Raw genomic sequence first — 17,334 nt, 5'->3', positions numbered from 1 at the left:
CGAATTTCATGGGAGGAAACGGCATTGATCGATTTCAACACCACCCGGGAAAGACTCCGGAATCACCTGACGGTCCTGACCCGCGACATCGGCGAAAGAAGCGTTCGCCGTCCGGAGAATCTGAACCGAACCGCCGCATATCTCCACGCCTTCCATCGGGAGATCCCGTTGGAGTCCCGACTGGAGCCTTACGGTTTCCGGGGCATGACGGTACACAACGTCGTTGCATCGCTTGCACCGGACCGGGCGCCCCGCACCCATTATGTGGTGGGCGCCCACTACGACTCGGTGACAGGCACCGTGGGAGCGGACGACAACGCCGGCGCGCTGGCGGTCCAGCTGGAGACGGCCCGAATTCTGGCCGCCCCGGAGCACCGCAAACGGCTTACTGCGGCCGTCACCTTCGTCGCCTTCGCCCTCGAGGAGCCGCCGGCCTACGGGACCCGGTACATGGGCAGCCGCGTTTACGCGGCCCGGGCCCGGGGGGCGGGCACGGCCATCGACGGCATGATCTGCCTCGAAATGGTGGGCTATACCTGCCGCACCCCCGGGTGCCAGCACTACCCCTTCCCCCTGATGTTCATGGATTATCCGGATACAGGGGAGTTCATCGGCATCGTCGGCAATTTCAGATCCCGGCCGTTCGCCCGCAAGTTGCTCGACAGCTTCCGCAAAAACCGTCAACTCCCCGTCATCGGCCTCACAGTCCCCTTCGACGGCCTGCTCATGCCCACCGTTCGCCTGAGCGACCACGCCTCTTTCTGGCGTGAGGGATTTCGGGCGGTCATGGTGACGGACTCGGCCTTTTACCGCAATCCCCACTACCATATGCCCTCGGACACCCTGGAAACACTCGATTTCGATTTCATGGCCCAGTTGGTCGAGAGCCTCGTCGGATTTTTCCTCTCCCCGGAGCCCTGATCGCATCAGACTCGAACACCGCCTCGGGGATATCTCTCTAAAGGCCAAAGTGTCGGCCCATCCCACTCGGGATAGGGCAACCCCATCACCGTCCGTTCGAAAACATCCCTGATGTCAAGCCGTTCCATGAGATCCAGCGTGGGAACGCCGGTGTCGGGATCATATTCCCGGGTACGATAATATTCGGTCAGGAGTGCCTCGTGGGCCTTGACCTGTTCCCTGCCCTCGAGGCTTTCGGCGATATCCGGGGGCTGCGGCAAGGCATCGTGCCGGCGGATGCAGCCCTGCCGGATGTTGAAACAGCGCTCTACCGCCCAGATCCTCGGAGCGATTCCACCGCCCAGAGATGCTTCGTCGAAATCCTCGCCGGTCAGCGCCGTAAGGAGACGCCCCAACCCGTCGAAGAGTGGGAAAGCCCCCACCAGGGGGACAGCGCAGCCCCACGTGTTGACAGCACCCTTGCAACGACCCAAGGCATCAGCCAGGGTGGTAGCGCTCTCCGAGACGACAAGGCTTGCGACCGGCGCCTTTTCCGGATCCGCCGGGAGAAACCCGCGCCGCACGAGTTCCGGGTAAAGCACCGGATCGTTCTCTCCGAATGCCCAGCTCCGACCACGAAGATGGTCGGCCCCGCGGGTGGAGGTGGCATGGGCCAAAGCGAAGAGCCCCGTCGGAAAGGTTCCCCGGGAGAGTCCCTTGACATGATAGCAATACTTCACGGCCTCGGGGCCCAGAAGCCTGGCCAGGTTGAGCATGCCCTCGGCCAGGCGGTTGCCGAATCCCTCCCTCAGGGCCGTTCGATGAATCAGCTCGGCCTGCGCCGCCGCGTCCGTCCACGCCAGGGAGACCCCCGCATCCGCTTCGGTGATGATGCCGAGTTCGAAGAGTTTCTTGGCAAAGGCGACGGCATTGCCCAGTGCGATCACGTCCATGCCGTAGAGGTCCGCCAGATTGCCGTATTCCATGATCGCCACCGGGTCTTCGATGCCGGCGTTGACCCCCATGCAGTAGATGGCCTCGAACTCGAGGGCCGCTCCGGTTTCGCCGGCCCGCGGACCTTCGGGGATCCGGAAGACGTTCTTGCAGGCCACGGAGCAACCGTGGCAGCCCTTTCGGCCGATTTCAAAGCGTTTCCAGGATTCCGGCCGAAGCGAAACCGGCACCTCCTCTGCCTCGAGATATTTCTGAAAATACCGATAGCCGGGACGCCATTCCACCATGCCGACATGGGAGCCGTAAACCGCGACCTTGTCCCGCTGAATCGGATCCGTAGCGAAAAAACGGCGGTCCAGGTCGACAAGGCGCCGAAACGTCTTCGGGTCCGCGGCGGGAACAGGCGTCGTACCCCGGACCGCCACGGCCTTCAGATGCTTGGATCCGAGTACTGCCCCGCTGCCCCGCGCCGCCGAGTTGTACTTGTCCACGATAGTGCCGGCGAACCGGACCAGGTTTTCCCCGGCAGGTCCGATGCAGGCCGTGGAAATCTCCTTGCCGTGAGCAGCAACCAGGGCATCCGCGGTCTCCCAGGTGGTTTTGCCCCAGAGCCCTGCGGCATCCCGCAGTTCAACATGCGCGTTGTCGATCCAGAGATATTTGGGGCGCTCGGCCCGGCCGGTGATGACAACCTGATCGTAGCCCGCCCGTTTCAGGCGGTGGGCGAAGGCCCCGCCGGCGTTCCCGTCCCCGAGGATACCCGAATAAGGCGAGAGCGCGCTCACCTCGATGCGACTCGACAGCGGCACCCCCGTACCGGAAAGCGGCCCTGCGCCAAAACAAAGCACATTATCAGGCCCCAGGGGATCGATGCCCGGCGCGATTTCATCGAACAGCGTTTTGGAATTCAACCCTCGGCCCCCCAGGAATTTTCGGGCCGCGTCCAGATCCAACGGAACCTTATCAATAACGCCGCGGGTCAAATCCACCCGTAACACGATGCCGCACCATCCGTACATGCCTGCCTCCTTTCCCGAAAACATGTTATCCGGACATCACGCCCTGACACCCGGATCGGCGGCCATCGATCCCCTGTATCCGCATCAAGCGGCGCCCCCGGACGAGGGGCGCGCCGTTTCCCGATCAGGCTTGCTGAGACGGTGGTCATGCCGTACCGCGCTCTTCCTCCTTTGCCGACAACAGCCGACAGGCCTTGCTGTCGGGCGCCAGCATGAAGATTCCTGCGAGAATGATGAGGGGCAGGGCGAAAAAGAAACCGAAGACCGGCAAAATGAGAGCGCCGATAACGGCCAGCAGCAGACTTACAGTGAATACAACGGTGCCGACCATTCTGCTGGATATTTTGTCGTAAAAGCATTCCGTTCTGTTCATATGGATTCTCCTTTCAGAGATGTTGGACTGTGATTGCGGCAGTACCCCGATCGTGGGAACCGCCTCCCCTTACATACACATATAATGGTTCACGAACAGCGATTTTTCAATGGTGGTTTGATTGAGGGGCGAATCGGGGGATTATCCTATGACCCGAAGGAGTTCGGCAATCCGGGCGAGCGCCGTTGGCCGTATCGCTTCGTTCATTCGGGAAAAAACTTATTTCCCGGCCAAAGCCCTCTTGACGGATGCGTCGAAGATGGGGTAAAGGTAACCTATCATGATCTGTGCCTGTTCATCTGTTCCGGGCCCGACAATCGCATCCGACATACACCGTTCGCAAATCGCGCAATTCGAACTACGACCGAAATCGACACCTGATCGGCACATCTCATAACGTATCCGCCGGAACTGTAGGACGTTTTACTCAACCCCTGATCAACCGGAAAAGGAGGCAATGATGAGCGAAAGTGTCTACAAAGTCATCGAACTGGTCGGAACGAGTCCCAACTCCTGGGAGGAAGCCGCGAAAAACGCGGTGCAGACTGCATCGAAAACCCTCAAGGATCTCAGGGTCGCGGAAATCACCAAACTCGACATGAAGGTGGAAGACGGTAAAGTAACGGCCTACCGCGCCCGGGTAAATCTTTCCTTCAAATACGTCGGATAGTGATCCCTCGGCCGCGACGTCGGCCATCCAAGAAACGCCGCGATTCGCGGCGTTTCGATCGTCCTATTGAGCGAGGATGAGGAAAAATAAAGGGGGTATGATTGCGAATTATCGCTCCTTAAGTTTCCCGGCGATGGATTTGCCGTATTCCTGGGCCATCTGGATGCCGCCGCCCAGGGAAGCGTTTTTCAGCATGAGAGGATCACCCACCATCGCCATTTTAAAAACGTTGGCCATGGTGTTGTAGATTCGCCCGGGCGCTTCGCCGCTCCAACCGAAAGCACCGAAAGCGCCCCCCACCTTACCCTCCAAACCAGCCTTCTCCGCCAGAAAAAGGAGGGTCTTCATCTTATTGAGCATCTCGCCGTGATAGGTGGAAGAGCCGAAAACAAGCGCGTCGTATCCTTGAAGATCCCCTTCATTCTTGATCTTCCCGGCATCCATAACGACGGCCTCCACTCCGGATATTCGGACCCCTTCCCCAATCAGTTGAGCGATCCTTTCCGTTTCTCCCATTCTTGTGGCATAAACAATCAGTACCTTGGACATACCATCTCCTCCCGCGTTCGACCTACCGTTCAGTGCGTCCCGGGTTGGCATCCGCAGGCGTCAATCCCAGGCCGTGCCGGAGCCGTACAAGTTTAACGAATACGTCCCCATCGCATTCCTCTGCCAAAACCACCGGTCTCGGAACCCAGTCGGCTCCGTAAAATATCATTTGAATTTACAGTAAGATCTAACCCTGCGTCAATGGGTTTTAAATCCCATCCCCGTCTTGTCGATACCCACAACCGGATACCGGAACAGGCGGATCGACCTTCATCCCTCCGCGAACCCACTGAAAAACAGCCGTTTTATGTTGACAACGCAGATATATTTCTGCATTGATCATCACGTGAAGGATCCTCGGCGGGTTGTTGAGCGTATGCATCACAAGATGATGCCGCGGCCTGCTCCGGAACCCATGATCAGGGAGCAAAACCCCAACAGACAAAGGAGAGGAAAACGGATGAAAAAAGCAGATTTAATCGACAAAGTAGCAGAGGATGTCGGCATCTCCAAAACCATCGCGGCGAAAGCCATCGATTCCATCACCGAAGGTATCACCCAGGCTCTCAAGAAAAAAGACGGCAAAGTCACCCTCGTGGGCTTTGGTTCTTTTTCGAAGGTCCGCCGCAAAGCCAGAAAGGGGCGAAACCCTCAGACCGGCGAGGAGATCAAGATCAAGGCCTGCAATGTCGTCAAATTCTCTCCCGGAAAGAAGCTGAAAGAGTCCATCTGATATATCTCGGCGGAGTTCCCTCGCCCGATCCGTCCATATGGGGCCGGTTTCGCCGTGCGTGCCGGCCGCCGCAGTCACATCGATCGGGCTTTCTGTTTCGACCGTTTCGTTTGGTCGGATAAAGACTGCCGTCCGCCAACGCCTTCCACCATTTTCTCCGACAGCCCATGCCCCATCAGACCCTGTTTCGGGTAGCACCCCAATGACGCCTCTCCCCCGTACCGTGTGATCCGGTCGATGTCCCGGCCCGTCACCCGCTTGAATCTGGAAATATTCCATTCAACCCCGTCGGGATGGCGGATCTTGTCGACCGTCGCCAGGCACCCGGAATTATTCATGCGTTTTTAGTTTTTCCCTTCAATATTGGTCTCGATTTTAATGTTTTAATGAAAATCAGAGAAAAATATTGACTTTAACATAAATCAACCTTAAGAAAAATCATGTCAAATCATATGGACACGCATAAACGAAAATCCGAAACATCATGAAAATTGACGAGATCAACATGGCAATCATCAAGCATCTTCGTGACGGTCGAAGATCCTTCAAAAACATTGCCGACAATCTAGGCCTCACGGAAAACACGGTCAGATCCCGCGTAAAGAAATTGATGGAAGGCGGTATCCTTGAAATATCGGGCGTGGTGAACCCTGAATCGATTCCCAGACATCATACGGTGATTATCGGCGTCAAACTGGGCACTGCGGACATGTTCAAAAAAGCGGAGATGTTCAGCAAGTTGCGGGGGATCGTTTCGGTGGCGGTGGTGACGGGTCGCTACGATCTGATGGTCACGGTGTTGTTCAACGACGATTACAGCCTGGAGGAATTCTATACGGAAGAGGTCTCCAGGATAGAAGGGGTTCAGTCCATGGAAACCTTCGTCATCTATAAAAACTTCAACCTCAAGGTACCTTACATTCTCTGATCCGCTCCCTGAGGCCCGTCTCGGCGTCGATGAATCGTGACCTCGAAAAACCGTAAACAAGAGTACCTGGCCGGAACCGACCGCCGTGGTTTCAGGAGCGGCACCCGTACCTCAGGGCCCTGGACGACACACGGACGCCTTCACGGCCGTTCATGGAAAGGATGCAATGAAACCGAGCGCCTGCCTTTGTATAGATCTGCCGCTCACGGATTATCGTGAGGCTCTGGGGCTTCAGCGGGAAATCACGGCGGCCCGGAAGGAAAACCGTCTGGACGCGGATGTGATCCTCTCCCTGGAACACCCGCCGGTTTTCACCCTGGGCCGCAACGGCGGTCGGGAAAACCTGGTCGTTTCCGAAGATTTTCTGCACCGGATGAAGGTCGACATGGTCCAGATCGAGAGAGGCGGGAACATCACCTATCACGGCCCGGGCCAGTTGGTGGTCTACCCCATACTGAACCTCAACGCCGCCCGCCTGGGTATCCGGGATTACGTCGGGCGCCTCGAACTCGCCATGATTCGCACCGCCGCGGATTGGGGAGTGGAGGCTGTCGGTCATCCCAAAAATCGGGGGGTCTGGGTCGACGGTCGGAAACTGGGCAGCATCGGCGTCAGCGTCACCCACGGGATCTGCTTCCACGGTCTGGCCATGAACATCGGCACCGACCTTGCGCCCTTTGACTGGATCAACCCCTGCGGACTCCACGGAATCCGCATGACGTCCCTCGAAAAGGAACTGAAACGGGAGATTCCCATGGATCGGGTTCGACACGCATTGAAGCACCACCTTCTATCGGTTCTCAACATCATGTGCACGGATGCGGACATGACAAGCCTCAGAAACCGGATACGCCCCCGAACAACACCCAAAGAAAGGTTTTAACCATGGCATGCGAACACGCTTCCCAAATCAAACGAAAACCCCGGTGGCTTTCTCGACGGCTTCCCAGCGCCCCCGAGTACGAACAGGTCCGCACGATCATCTCCCAGGGCCGCCTGCATACGGTCTGCGAGGAAGCCAAATGTCCCAACCGGTTCGAATGCTTTTCGCAACGAACGGCCACCTTTCTGATCATGGGCTCCCGATGCACCCGCGATTGCCGGTTCTGCAACGTGGCCTACGGTCCCCAGACCGCACCTGATCCGGAAGAGCCCCGGCGGGTGGCCGAAGCCGCTATGAGGATGGGACTCCAATATGTGGTGGTGACGTCCGTGACCCGGGATGACCTTCCGGACGGCGGCGCGGGCATCTTCGCCGAAACGATCGCCCAAATCCGCCGCCGGCTGCCCGACACCCGGATAGAAATCCTTATCCCGGATTTCCAGGGAGATCGGGATGCCTTGAAAACCGTTTTGGACGCCGAACCTCATGTCCTGAATCACAACATCGAAACCGTGCCGCGCCTCTACGAGCGGGTCCGACCCCAGGCCGTTTACGAGCGATCCCTCAGGCTCCTGGAGCGGGCGTCATCAATGGCGCCGAGCATTCTCACCAAATCAGGCATCATGCTCGGGCTGGGAGAGTCCGACGCGGAGGTTCGGGAGACGCTCGCCGACCTCAGGCGCGTCGACTGCAAATTCCTGACCATCGGCCAATACCTCCAACCGTCGCGCCGCCACCTCGCGGTCGAGCGGTTTGTCCGGCCCGAAGAATTCGATGCCTGGCGAGAGGCCGCCCTGGCCATGGGCTTCATCGATGCGGCAAGCGGCCCCTTTGTTCGAAGTTCCTACCATGCCAAGGACCTTTACCAGGCGTCGGGTGCCTGAACGGTGCGCCTCTTGAAACAGAAAGCACATTGAATTTATGCAACTTTCGACTTTCATGGGCCGGTCACCATCATGAAAGTCGAAAGTTGAGGAATTTAAAGAAAACTATCAATAGGTGTCAGGTCCATGGTAAATGCCTCGGCTACGCCGTTGCAGGTAACCTTTCCATTCACGACGTTGGCGCCCCGCCTGATTTCAGGATTGCTCCGCATGGCGGCCTGCCATCCCTTGCCCGCAATCTCGACGGCGTAGGGCAAGGTGGCGTTGGTGAGCGCCAGGGTCGAGGTCTTGGGAACCGCGCCGGGCATGTTGGCCACGCAGTAGTGGACGATGCCGTCAACCTTGTATGTCGGGTTGGAATGGGTCGTAGCCCGGGAAGTTTCGCAGCATCCCCCCTGATCGACGGCAACGTCCACGATCACGGAACCGGGTTTCATGGTCTTCAGCATCTCTCGTGTAATCAGTTTCGGCGTCTTTGCCCCGGGAATCAGTACCGCCCCCACCACAACGTCCGCTCGCGTAACGAGATCCCGGATTGCGGCGGGACTGGAGTAGAGGAGGAAACAGTTGGCCGGCATCACGTCGCTCAGATAGCGGAGACGCTCGAGATTGTTGTCGAGGAGATAGACCTTGGCGCCGAGACCGCAGGCCATTTTGGCCGCATTGATGCCGACAGTACCGCCCCCGATAATGAGCACGATTCCCGGATCGACGCCGGGGACACCTCCCAGAAGCATCCCATGCCCCCCCTGGGCAATCTCGAGGTACTTGGCGCCCTGCTGAATAGCCATCCGCCCCGCCACCTCACTCATAGGGGTAAGCAGCGGCAGGGAACCGTCGGTCTTCTGGATGGTTTCATAGGCTATGCAGACGGCTTTGCTTTTGATGAGAGCGCGGGTCAGTGCTTCGGCGGCCGCCAGGTGAAGATAGGTAAAAAGAATCTGATTTTCCCGGATGAGATCGTATTCGACGGGCAGCGGCTCCTTGACGTGCATGACCATGTCGGCACGCTCAAAAATATCCCCGGGAGTCGCAACGATTTCGGCTCCGGCGTCGTCATAGGCGGCATTGTCAAAGCCGCTTCCCATACCGGCGTTCTTTTCGACGAGCAGGGTATGACCGTGGTGATTCATGACCTCAACCCCGGCCGGCGTCATGGCCACCCGGTTCTCTTCGGCTTTGATCTCTTTCAGGATGCCTACGATCATTTAAATCTCCTTTTGAAATTGCGCACAGTAAAACGAATGGTGAATCGATCGAAAATGCGTTAACGGTTCTTGAACGGCGGCCTTTCATCAAGTCTGCCAAAAGCTGAAAAACGAGCATCGTGAAACCCGTCGATCCCTGGATTAAATCACAAAAAGACAATATCATCATAGGACACTCGAATCCATGGTATTGTCTGCAAGCCGCCCAAAAGGTTTCCGGAGATTTTGTCGTTCAGGCGGTATCGCGTGGTCCATCATCAGCGTCCCGAATGCGGTTTTTGCCGTCACCGTAAAATTCCCTTGAAAACCATCCTATAGATTCATATGATGGCGCATCATTTATGGATTGCGTTTATAATCTTTTCGATATATTTTAAAGGCAGTCCTTTCAGGTAGATACAATGATCATGGGTCCGGCGTTCCGTTCCGGGCTCTCGAAGCCGCCCGAAACGCATAAGATTTCGATGAGAGAATAGACGAGGCACCTGATTTTGGAACCGACACCGGAGCCGAACACCAGAAGCGATCTGCCGCCGGATGACATTCTGTCCGAGTTCAAGACGGCTCTCCTTGAAGAGACGGCCGCTATTCGCAGCAATGGATTCGCGGACGCCTTTCAACTGAAAAACGGCCGATTCATCATCCGCATCGGGAATCGCTGCCACTACAGCTTTGCCATGGAGAGGCCCTTGAGCCTTTTATGGGATGCACCGGCGATCATAGACATCCCCGGCCGACCGCCTTTGAACGTCACGCTGCTTTCTGCAAGAGGCCTGACATTGACCGCAAGCCTTCCCGACCATGTGGGCAAACGCATCAAAAAGGCCCGCGTACACTACAATCCGACCCGGATGCTCGGGCGATGGATCGAAAGACTCGAAGGATTCAGGGATCGACCGAATCCGATGGGGCAGCGCGCCTGCGGGATGCTTGCCGTCTCGGAATTCCCTGCATCGGAATCCCCTGCGGAGATCGTGCCGACAAAGGATCTCGACCCGCATCAAGCCCGGGCTGTGGCCGCGGCCCTGGGCCACGATGCAGCCTTCATCCTCGCCCCGCCGGGCACGGGAAAAACCCGGACAATCGCTGAAATCGCCCGCCGCCTCACCGAAAAAAATCGCTCGGTCCTTGTCGCCTCCGGCAGCGGCCGGTCAGCGGACCGAATCGTTCTGGAAATCTCCCGCCGGTTTTCGGCGGTTGAAGGGAGCGACGGGCGCGTGATTCGGGTCGGGGATCCGGTAAGGTCGGACTTCGCGGAACACGATCACCTTCTCCCGGAGCGGCTGGCCGCCATGCAAGCGGAAGCCCCTTTGAAACAGACGGCACGAATCAAAGAAAAGCTTCGGACGGCAGAGACGCGATCTATTGAGATATCCCGGATGATCGATATCCTGACCTGGCTTCCACAGGGGAAAAAAGAGCTCGAGGAGATGGACCTCAAGTTTTTGGATCTTCAGAAAAAAAAGCGAGTGCTTGAAAAACGGCGCCGCGCTTTAAAAGTGATCTCCGGGCGGATAGCTTTCTGGTGCGACGCCGAAGAGGAGGCCGGAAGGATCGAGGCGATTGAAACGAAACGGGTCCGACTCACCGAACGGATCACATCTCTGAAGGGCGAGGTTTCGGATCTGATCGTCCTGCTCGAGGCTGCGGTCGCCCGTCTTGTCGAAGCCCGAAGTATCTATGCCAAGACATCTTCCGCCGGATGGTTGGCGCGTCAGCTGCGCCAGTTGCCCCCCCCGGAACAGCAAAAAACGGTTGTCGACGACCTTGAAGCCGAAACAGCCGGATTGCGTGAGACGATAGGGGCCAAAGAGACAATACGGAAGACCCTCGAAGACCAACAGACACACCTCGAGTCGCTGGCGGCGCAGTTTAAACGAACACATCCCGCCGGTCGACAGGGCATCCATAAAAAGAAACTTATCCTCAAGGCAGGCTATGAACCGTTGAGCCGAGAAACAAAAAGACTCAACAAGGCCTATCACGACAGCCGCATCGATATGGCGGGGCTCCTGAGCGCGAGACTGAAAATTCTGAACGGGTGGGGTTTGACCCACCTCTCGGGGGGGCCTCCCGAGACGGTTCTCAAAGCGATCAAGACAGCCTATGCCGGTGCCCAATCCAAAACCAGTGGGCTGAATATCGACACCCTTCGTCGTGAACTGATGCGGCTGGAGGACGCCACCGCGTCCTACCGGAAGGCGCTGAAGAAACTTTCCGGTGAAATGGATGCACCGGAAGACGATCCGGACGTCAATAACCTGGAAGAGCGGATCATAGCCGGTGCGGCCGTCGTCGTAACGACCCTTTCCACCGCCTCACGGCATGACGCCGTCCAGGCCCGGCAATTTGATACGGTGATCATTGACGAAGCTGCCATGACGCCGTTGCCGGCGGTGTGGATCACGGCAGGCCTGGCGTCGGCCCGCGTCGTCGTTATGGGAGATCCGAATCAGATGTCGCCGCCTGTCTTGTCCGACGGCGAATCGGCTCGTAAATGGATGGGGCGAAACGTCTTCGAGAGCGCAAGCGCCATCTGGAAGGAGAAAGACCGATCTTACCGGGTCACACTCCGCCGTCAGTACCGTACACATCCCCTCATCAGTGGACTGACCGCGGAGATGTGCTCGCAATGGACGCCGTCGCCACCCGATCCCGAGTTCTTGCTTGAACCCGGAGACATCCTCGCCAATACCGGTCGATCCGATGTCGAAGGCATCCAGGGGGATATCCTCGCCCCCATCCGCATGATCGACACCGGACCTTGCAACGCCTGGATCACCCGGGTGGCCGGCCGCGATCCCGCGGACAGGATAAATTTCCTGTCGGCCGCCTGTTCCGTCTCCGCCGCCAAAGCTCTCCTTGACGAGGATGGGGGCTTGCCCGGGGAGGATGGGAACCCCCGGGTTCTGATCCTCACGCTTTACGATTCCCATGCCGCCCTCGTGGACCTGATGATCCGCCACGAACATCTGGAAAACGAAATTCACGTCGGAACCCCTGAAAGCCTTGCCGCGGTTCGTGCGTCGGCAGTGGTCCTGGATCTGGTGGAGGACGATCCCTATTCCGGCGCTCCGGTATTCAGGCCCAGCGCCGATGCCGTCATACTGCGGCGCATGTATACCTGCCTCACCCGCGCCCGATGCCGCCTCGTCGTCATTGGCGATTTCGGCTGCCTCGAGCGCCGGGCCCATGCCTGCGTGACCGGAAACCGCATCATTCCCGCGCTTAAAAAGCGAGCGGCCATCCTGAAATCTCCCAATCACATCCTGGAACCGGTTCCGGCTGCTGGAAACAATGACCTCGGGCGAGAAACAACCCGCCCCGAAACCTTCCGGAAAGGCTTCATCGAAGGCCTCATGGAAGATATCGCCGTCGCAGAGAAACGGGCGGTCTTCTATTCTCCCGACCTGGATCCGAACACCATCTCCATATTGGAATCCGCCCTGCTCACGGCCGTCGCTGACGGCGTCAGGGTATACGTCATTACCCGGCCGGTTGAAAAACGACGAAAAAGCGAGGTCAAGAAATATCGATCGATGGAGGGACTCCTGGAAACCTGGGGAGTCACCGTGATTCACCAGATGCGGATGCACGAAAAACTGGTTTTGATTGACGACCGGGTTCTGTGGTTTGGATCCCAAGACCCGTTGGGTGCCGATGCCTCGCCGGTCCCCAATTGCTGCTGTCCCGGGGGGATGGGGCGGTGCGAAGCCCGGGCCGTCATCGCCTTCACCATCCTGAAGCTGGGGTTGGAAAAACTTGTAGAGGCTTTCGACGACGGCACGCGCCCCCGATGCCCCATTTGCGGCGGAGAGATAGTCGCCGCCGTGGGCATGCATCGCCCCTTTTACTGGCGATGCATCCAAAAACGCTGCTATGTCCGTCCCATCGATCACACGCCACGGCCCTCACAGGATGCCCTGCGCTGCACCCGGTGCAACGGCGCGGTGGAGTTCGGGACTTGGGGAGGAAAGCCTTGCTGGCGCTGTACGGCCAACCGGAGACACCGTCAGGCCATCGCCCCCACCCATCTGACGACGTCCGAGACAGCGGCAAAGATCCCCGCACGAATGCTGGCCCGGCTGAAGAAAGACTTCAGGATTTCCGGGCCGCCGGACTGAAGCGTCGACCGTCGATGCCGGTCGACGCCAGAATTCGGGCGGGAGAGCGTCTCCGGAACCGGATGCTCTCCGCCTTTCGGATTATTCGTTGATAATATCCATGAGATCCTGAAGCTTTTTCAAACCCTTGAGCGTTCCCGCCTTGCTGGTGTTGATCAGCCTGGCGCCAATGGGGCTGGTGTTGTCGATGGTCGCGATAACGGCCACATTTCCCATGTCGCCGGTGTCGAGGGTTACGTCATGGGACGTGCCCGTATCGTCCAGGAGCGAGAGGGTGACGTCGCTGTCCTTGAACCGGGCGGCGGATCCGTCTTTCACCCGGCCGTAGTCCCAGCACATGAGCCAGACATACTTCATGTCATCCAGCTTGGTGATTCGCATGACCTCTTCGTTTTTGCCGCCCTTGTCGCCGACGCCCTCGTCTCCGCTCAACTGCATGAAGGGGAACGCGTTCAGGTCACCTTTTTCGCCGAAATAGACCAGCCCCTGTTTGCCCTCCTTGGTTTCATAAGCTGCAGCCAGATCGAAATCGGCGGCGGTGGTCCACCGCATGGCGACCATGAGTTGTTTGAATCCGCCGACATTGGCCTCACTGCCTTTCTGTTTCAATTCCATGTTCATCTCCTTTGTTTACGTCGATAAGTCGGCATCCGAGATGCCGACCCGGTCCTTAACCGATTGCGATTCGTAATGCATCGCCTTCCGTCGTAACGGAAAACGTCTCGATGGGTGTTTTAGCGGCGCCCGAAACGGGTTCGCCGGCATAAGTGAATGTGGATTTGGAAACACTGCAGCATTCGAGGCGGTCTTCCCCAGGCAGAGGATCCAGCCGCCGCCCCATGTGGGTGCATCGATTGGAAAAGGCGTGGAACGCGCCGTCGGTGCCGTGAATCACCAGGATTCTTCGGGGAAGCCCCCCGCCCTCCAGGCGCACCGCGCCTCCCCGACGGCGCAATTCCGGCATCCGCGCCAGTCGGACCGTGAGAGTTCCCTCTCCATAGGACCATCCGCCCGCATCGAAAGGCTGCGGGGTTTCGCAAATGCCCAAAATACGCTTCAACAGTTTCATATATTCCTCACGTCTCTCTCATATCGGGGTTCTACTGTCAACCACCCCCGCCTGCCAGCGCCCCATACCGCAAACCCGCAATACCGCGAGCGACGGGGCCGCAGCCGCGATCGCGGCACGCTGAAAACATAAGGGGTGAAGCGGTTCCATCACCCGAGAACCCTGCTCCACCCCTTCGTATCTGAAATAACCTTATGGGGCTGTGGCCGAGTCGTCCCGGCCGGACGCCGTCAATACAGATCGTCTTCCATATCTGCCGGAGATGCCGCGCCGGTCCCCTTTTTCTTTTTCGGTTTTTCCGTGATCATGGCTTCCGTAGTGAGCATCAAACCGGCAACGGACGCGGCATTCTGGAGAGCGAACCGCACCACTTTCGTCGGATCGATGATACCGGCGGCCATCAGGTTTCCGAACTCACCGACAGCCGCGTCGAATCCATAATCGTCCTTACCCTCCAGCACGTGGTTCACGACGACCGAACCCTCATGGCCGGCATTGCAGACGATCTGGCGAAGGGGAGCTTTGAGGGCCCGCTTCAACAAGGTCAAGCCGTGCTTCTCATCTCCGGGAACCTTCAGCTTATCGAGGGCGCCAAGGCAACGAATCAGCGCAACCCCGCCGCCGGGGACGATCCCCTCCTCCACTGCCGCCCGCGTGGCGTTCAACGCATTCTCCACCCGCGGCTTTTTCTCCTTCATCTCGGTCTCGGTCGCCGCGCCGATGTTGATCACCGCAACGCCGCCGGCGAGTTTGGCCAGCCGCTCCTGAAGTTTTTCCCGGTCGTAATCGGACGTCGTCTCTTCGATCTGGGCCTTGATCTGACGAATGCGGCCGTCCAGGTCCGCCTTGGCCCCTGCGCCGTCGACGATGGTGGTGTTATCCTTGTCGATCCGGACTGATTTGCACCGGCCTAAATCGTTAAGGGTCACATTCTCCAGCTTTATGCCCAACTCCTCGGATATGACCTGGCCGCCGGTGAGGACGGCAATATCCTGAAGCATGGCTTTCCTGCGATCGCCAAACCCCGGCGCCTTGACGGCGGCCACCTGAAGCGTGCCCCGCAGCTTGTTCACGATCAACGCCGCCAAGGCCTCCCCCTCGACATCCTCCGCAATGAGAAGCAGGGGCTTGCCCGATCGGGCCACCGCCTCCAGAAGATTGACCAGATCCTGGAGATGGGAGATCTTTTTTTCGTGGATCAAGACATAAGGCTCTTCAAGATGAACCTCCAGCTTTTCGGCATCGGTCACGAAGTAGGGGGAAATGTAGCCCCTGTCGAACTGCATGCCTTCGACCATGTTGAGGGTGGTGGCCATACTTTTGGCCTCCTCTACCGTGATGACGCCTTCCCTGCCCACCTTTTCCATGGCATCCGAGATCAACTGACCGATCTCTTCATCGTTGTTGGCGGAGATAGCGGCTACCTGGGAGATTTCGTTTTTGCCCTTGACATCCTTAGAGAGGGCCTTGAGTTCCTCCACAACGGCGGCAACCCCGCGGTCAAGTCCCCGCTTGAGGGCCATCGGATTGATGCCGGCAGTTACCAGTTTATGGCCCTCGGCATAGATGGCCTGAGCAAGTACCGTCGCCGTCGTGGTGCCGTCGCCCGCGGTATCCGACGTCTTTTTGGAGACCTCTTTGACCATCTGGGCGCCCATGTTTTCGAACTTGCCCTCCAATTCGATCTCCCTGGCCACGCTCACGCCGTCCTTGGTGACGACAGGACTGCCGAAACTCCTTTCGATAACGACATTCTTGCCCTTCGGTCCGAGGGTTACCTTCACGACATCGGCAAGGCTGTCGACCCCCGCAAGCATCTTTTCACGGGCATTCATACCATATGCGATCATTTTTGCAGGCATCTGAATTCTCCTCCTGTGTCGTTATTCGAACACGGCCAGAATGTCACTCTCGCGCATGAAGATCTGCTCTTCTCCCCCCGTCCTGATTTCGGTTCCGGCATACTTCGAGAACAGCACTCGATCCCCAACCTTGACATCAAGCGCCGTTCGGGTGCCGTCATCGTTCAGCCGGCCCGGTCCCACCGCCACAATCTCTCCCTCCTGAGGTTTCTCCTTGGCCGTGTCCGGGATGATGATCCCACCGACGGTTTTCTGCTCGGCCTCAACCCTTTTTACCAAAACCCTGTCGTTCAACGGTCTGACCTTCATCTCGCCTGTTTACCTCCGTAGATATCATAATGAAAGCATTCTAAAATATCTCAAATTCCCGAAATCATCATGCAGCCTGTCACCGCCGCATTTTCTCGGCAGCGGGCAACCCGTTGGGCAACCTCCGGGAAACAATTTAAACCCGGACCGAAAGCCTTTTATTTTGGCCATAAACATTAAGCGAGGGAAAGGCCTTGTCAAGAGCATTCGACAAAATTTTTTACAAATATTTTGTTTATGGATATCAAATAGATAAATTTGTCAACAAGCGTGCGCTGCGACACGATGGATCCTTCCTGAACGCATCCATTGGGAATTTCACCTTAAATGCTTATGTTGAAATAACAAGTCACTCAACTTTCGACTTTGACAGGCCGGTGCCGGGAGGATACGGCCCGCGCCGTTGCATCAGGGTCATCGCTTGGGGTGCGCCTGGTGGGGATCTTGAGCCGCCCCTGGGCGGCATCGGCTTTCGAAAGTCGGGTTGGGGTAGAAACTTTTTGCGAAGGCTGGAGAAAAATGAACTGGCGAAAAATTACGGCGACCGCGGCGGTCATCCTGGTGCTTCTCGGCATCTGCCTGTGGATTGCCGTCAAACGCTTCGACGTCAACCACTTCAAACCCGAGATCGAGGAAATAGTGTATAATGCCACGGGCCGGCGATTGGCGCTGACCGGCGACATTGACCTGAAAATCGGATTTCACCCCTGGCTTGTTGCAAGACAGGTGCGTCTTGAAAACGCGGAATGGGGATCGCGGCCCGACCTGGCCGTCATCGAAAGGCTCGAGATCGAGGTCTCTCTGATCCCCCTGCTCAGGCGTAAGATCGAGGTCTCCCGGCTTCTGCTGGTCGACCCGGATATCCTTCT

17 protein-coding genes are annotated in these 17,334 nt (G+C 57.8%); 8 read left to right on the top strand and 9 right to left on the bottom strand.

The window, feature by feature from the left end:
* Nucleotides 1-24: 24 nt before the first annotated feature.
* Nucleotides 25-921, top strand: a complete 897-nt coding sequence (locus AB7S84_RS05145; protein WP_020876301.1) for a M28 family peptidase — start codon at nt 25-27, stop codon at nt 919-921.
* Between the two features lie 5 nt (nt 922-926).
* Here the strand turns inward: AB7S84_RS05145 and AB7S84_RS05140 are convergent, their stop codons facing one another.
* Both AB7S84_RS05140 and AB7S84_RS05135 read right to left on the bottom strand, forming a co-directional pair.
* Nucleotides 927-2,873 (bottom strand): aldehyde ferredoxin oxidoreductase family protein, encoded by a 1,947-nt coding sequence (locus AB7S84_RS05140; RefSeq protein WP_020876302.1) that lies wholly within the window; start codon nt 2,871-2,873, stop codon nt 927-929.
* A 145-nt stretch (nt 2,874-3,018) separates the two neighbouring features.
* Complete coding sequence (locus AB7S84_RS05135) at nt 3,019-3,246, bottom strand: hypothetical protein (RefSeq protein ID WP_020876303.1); 228 nt, start codon at nt 3,244-3,246, stop codon at nt 3,019-3,021.
* Nucleotides 3,247-3,706: 460 nt separating this feature from the next.
* Here AB7S84_RS05135 and AB7S84_RS05130 point away from each other — a divergent pair, with 460 nt between their 5' ends.
* Entirely contained in the window at nt 3,707-3,916 is a 210-nt protein-coding gene (locus AB7S84_RS05130; protein ID WP_020876304.1) for a dodecin family protein, read from the top strand.
* 108 nt (nt 3,917-4,024) lie between these two features.
* Here AB7S84_RS05130 and AB7S84_RS05125 read toward each other — a convergent pair whose 3' ends face one another.
* A complete protein-coding gene (locus tag AB7S84_RS05125; protein ID WP_020876305.1) occupies nt 4,025-4,465 on the bottom strand; it encodes a flavodoxin domain-containing protein in 441 nt (146 codons plus the stop codon).
* A gap of 460 nt (nt 4,466-4,925) precedes the next feature.
* On the opposite strand from AB7S84_RS05125, the gene AB7S84_RS05120 reads away from it, so the two are divergent.
* Nucleotides 4,926-5,198, top strand: coding sequence for an HU family DNA-binding protein (locus AB7S84_RS05120; RefSeq protein WP_020876306.1), 273 nt, complete (start codon nt 4,926-4,928; stop codon nt 5,196-5,198).
* Nucleotides 5,199-5,272: 74 nt separating this feature from the next.
* Here AB7S84_RS05120 and AB7S84_RS05115 read toward each other — a convergent pair whose 3' ends face one another.
* Entirely contained in the window at nt 5,273-5,536 is a 264-nt protein-coding gene (locus AB7S84_RS05115) for a hypothetical protein (RefSeq protein WP_020876307.1), read from the bottom strand.
* 146 nt (nt 5,537-5,682) lie between these two features.
* On the opposite strand from AB7S84_RS05115, the gene AB7S84_RS05110 reads away from it, so the two are divergent.
* The 3 genes from AB7S84_RS05110 to lipA all read left to right on the top strand — a co-directional run bounded on the left by AB7S84_RS05110 (nt 5,683) and on the right by lipA (nt 7,893).
* Complete coding sequence (locus AB7S84_RS05110; protein WP_020876308.1) at nt 5,683-6,126, top strand: Lrp/AsnC family transcriptional regulator; 444 nt, start codon at nt 5,683-5,685, stop codon at nt 6,124-6,126.
* A gap of 166 nt (nt 6,127-6,292) precedes the next feature.
* Nucleotides 6,293-7,009: a lipoyl(octanoyl) transferase LipB gene (gene lipB, locus AB7S84_RS05105; protein WP_020876309.1), complete on the top strand. Its 717-nt coding sequence runs from the start codon at nt 6,293-6,295 to the stop codon at nt 7,007-7,009.
* A gap of 2 nt (nt 7,010-7,011) precedes the next feature.
* On the top strand, nt 7,012-7,893 hold the full coding sequence (gene lipA / locus AB7S84_RS05100) for a lipoyl synthase (RefSeq protein WP_020876310.1): 882 nt from the start codon (nt 7,012-7,014) through the stop codon (nt 7,891-7,893).
* Nucleotides 7,894-7,988: 95 nt separating this feature from the next.
* On the opposite strand, the gene ald is transcribed toward lipA, so the two are convergent.
* Nucleotides 7,989-9,101, bottom strand: a complete 1,113-nt coding sequence (gene ald / locus AB7S84_RS05095) for an alanine dehydrogenase (protein WP_020876311.1) — start codon at nt 9,099-9,101, stop codon at nt 7,989-7,991.
* A 491-nt stretch (nt 9,102-9,592) separates the two neighbouring features.
* Between ald and AB7S84_RS05090 the strand changes: the two genes are divergently transcribed.
* Nucleotides 9,593-13,225, top strand: coding sequence for an AAA domain-containing protein (locus AB7S84_RS05090; RefSeq protein ID WP_020876312.1), 3,633 nt, complete (start codon nt 9,593-9,595; stop codon nt 13,223-13,225).
* An 81-nt stretch (nt 13,226-13,306) separates the two neighbouring features.
* Here the strand turns inward: AB7S84_RS05090 and AB7S84_RS05085 are convergent, their stop codons facing one another.
* The 4 genes from AB7S84_RS05085 to groES all read right to left on the bottom strand — a co-directional run bounded on the left by AB7S84_RS05085 (nt 13,307) and on the right by groES (nt 16,465).
* Nucleotides 13,307-13,840: a hypothetical protein gene (locus AB7S84_RS05085; RefSeq protein WP_428153231.1), complete on the bottom strand. Its 534-nt coding sequence runs from the start codon at nt 13,838-13,840 to the stop codon at nt 13,307-13,309.
* Nucleotides 13,841-13,895: 55 nt separating this feature from the next.
* Nucleotides 13,896-14,294, bottom strand: coding sequence for a Rieske (2Fe-2S) protein (locus tag AB7S84_RS05080; RefSeq protein WP_020876314.1), 399 nt, complete (start codon nt 14,292-14,294; stop codon nt 13,896-13,898).
* A gap of 230 nt (nt 14,295-14,524) precedes the next feature.
* Complete coding sequence (groL, locus tag AB7S84_RS05075) at nt 14,525-16,156, bottom strand: chaperonin GroEL (protein WP_020876315.1); 1,632 nt, start codon at nt 16,154-16,156, stop codon at nt 14,525-14,527.
* A 21-nt stretch (nt 16,157-16,177) separates the two neighbouring features.
* Entirely contained in the window at nt 16,178-16,465 is a 288-nt protein-coding gene (groES, locus tag AB7S84_RS05070) for a co-chaperone GroES (RefSeq protein ID WP_020876316.1), read from the bottom strand.
* A gap of 519 nt (nt 16,466-16,984) precedes the next feature.
* Between groES and AB7S84_RS05065 the strand changes: the two genes are divergently transcribed.
* On the top strand, nt 16,985-17,334 hold a 350-nt coding region (locus AB7S84_RS05065), incomplete at its 3' end, for an AsmA family protein (protein WP_428153227.1).

The organism is Desulfococcus sp. (assembly GCF_050178255.1).
Lineage (GTDB): Bacteria > Desulfobacterota > Desulfobacteria > Desulfobacterales > Desulfococcaceae > Desulfococcus > Desulfococcus multivorans.
This window is presented reverse-complemented; position numbering and strand designations above follow the sequence as displayed.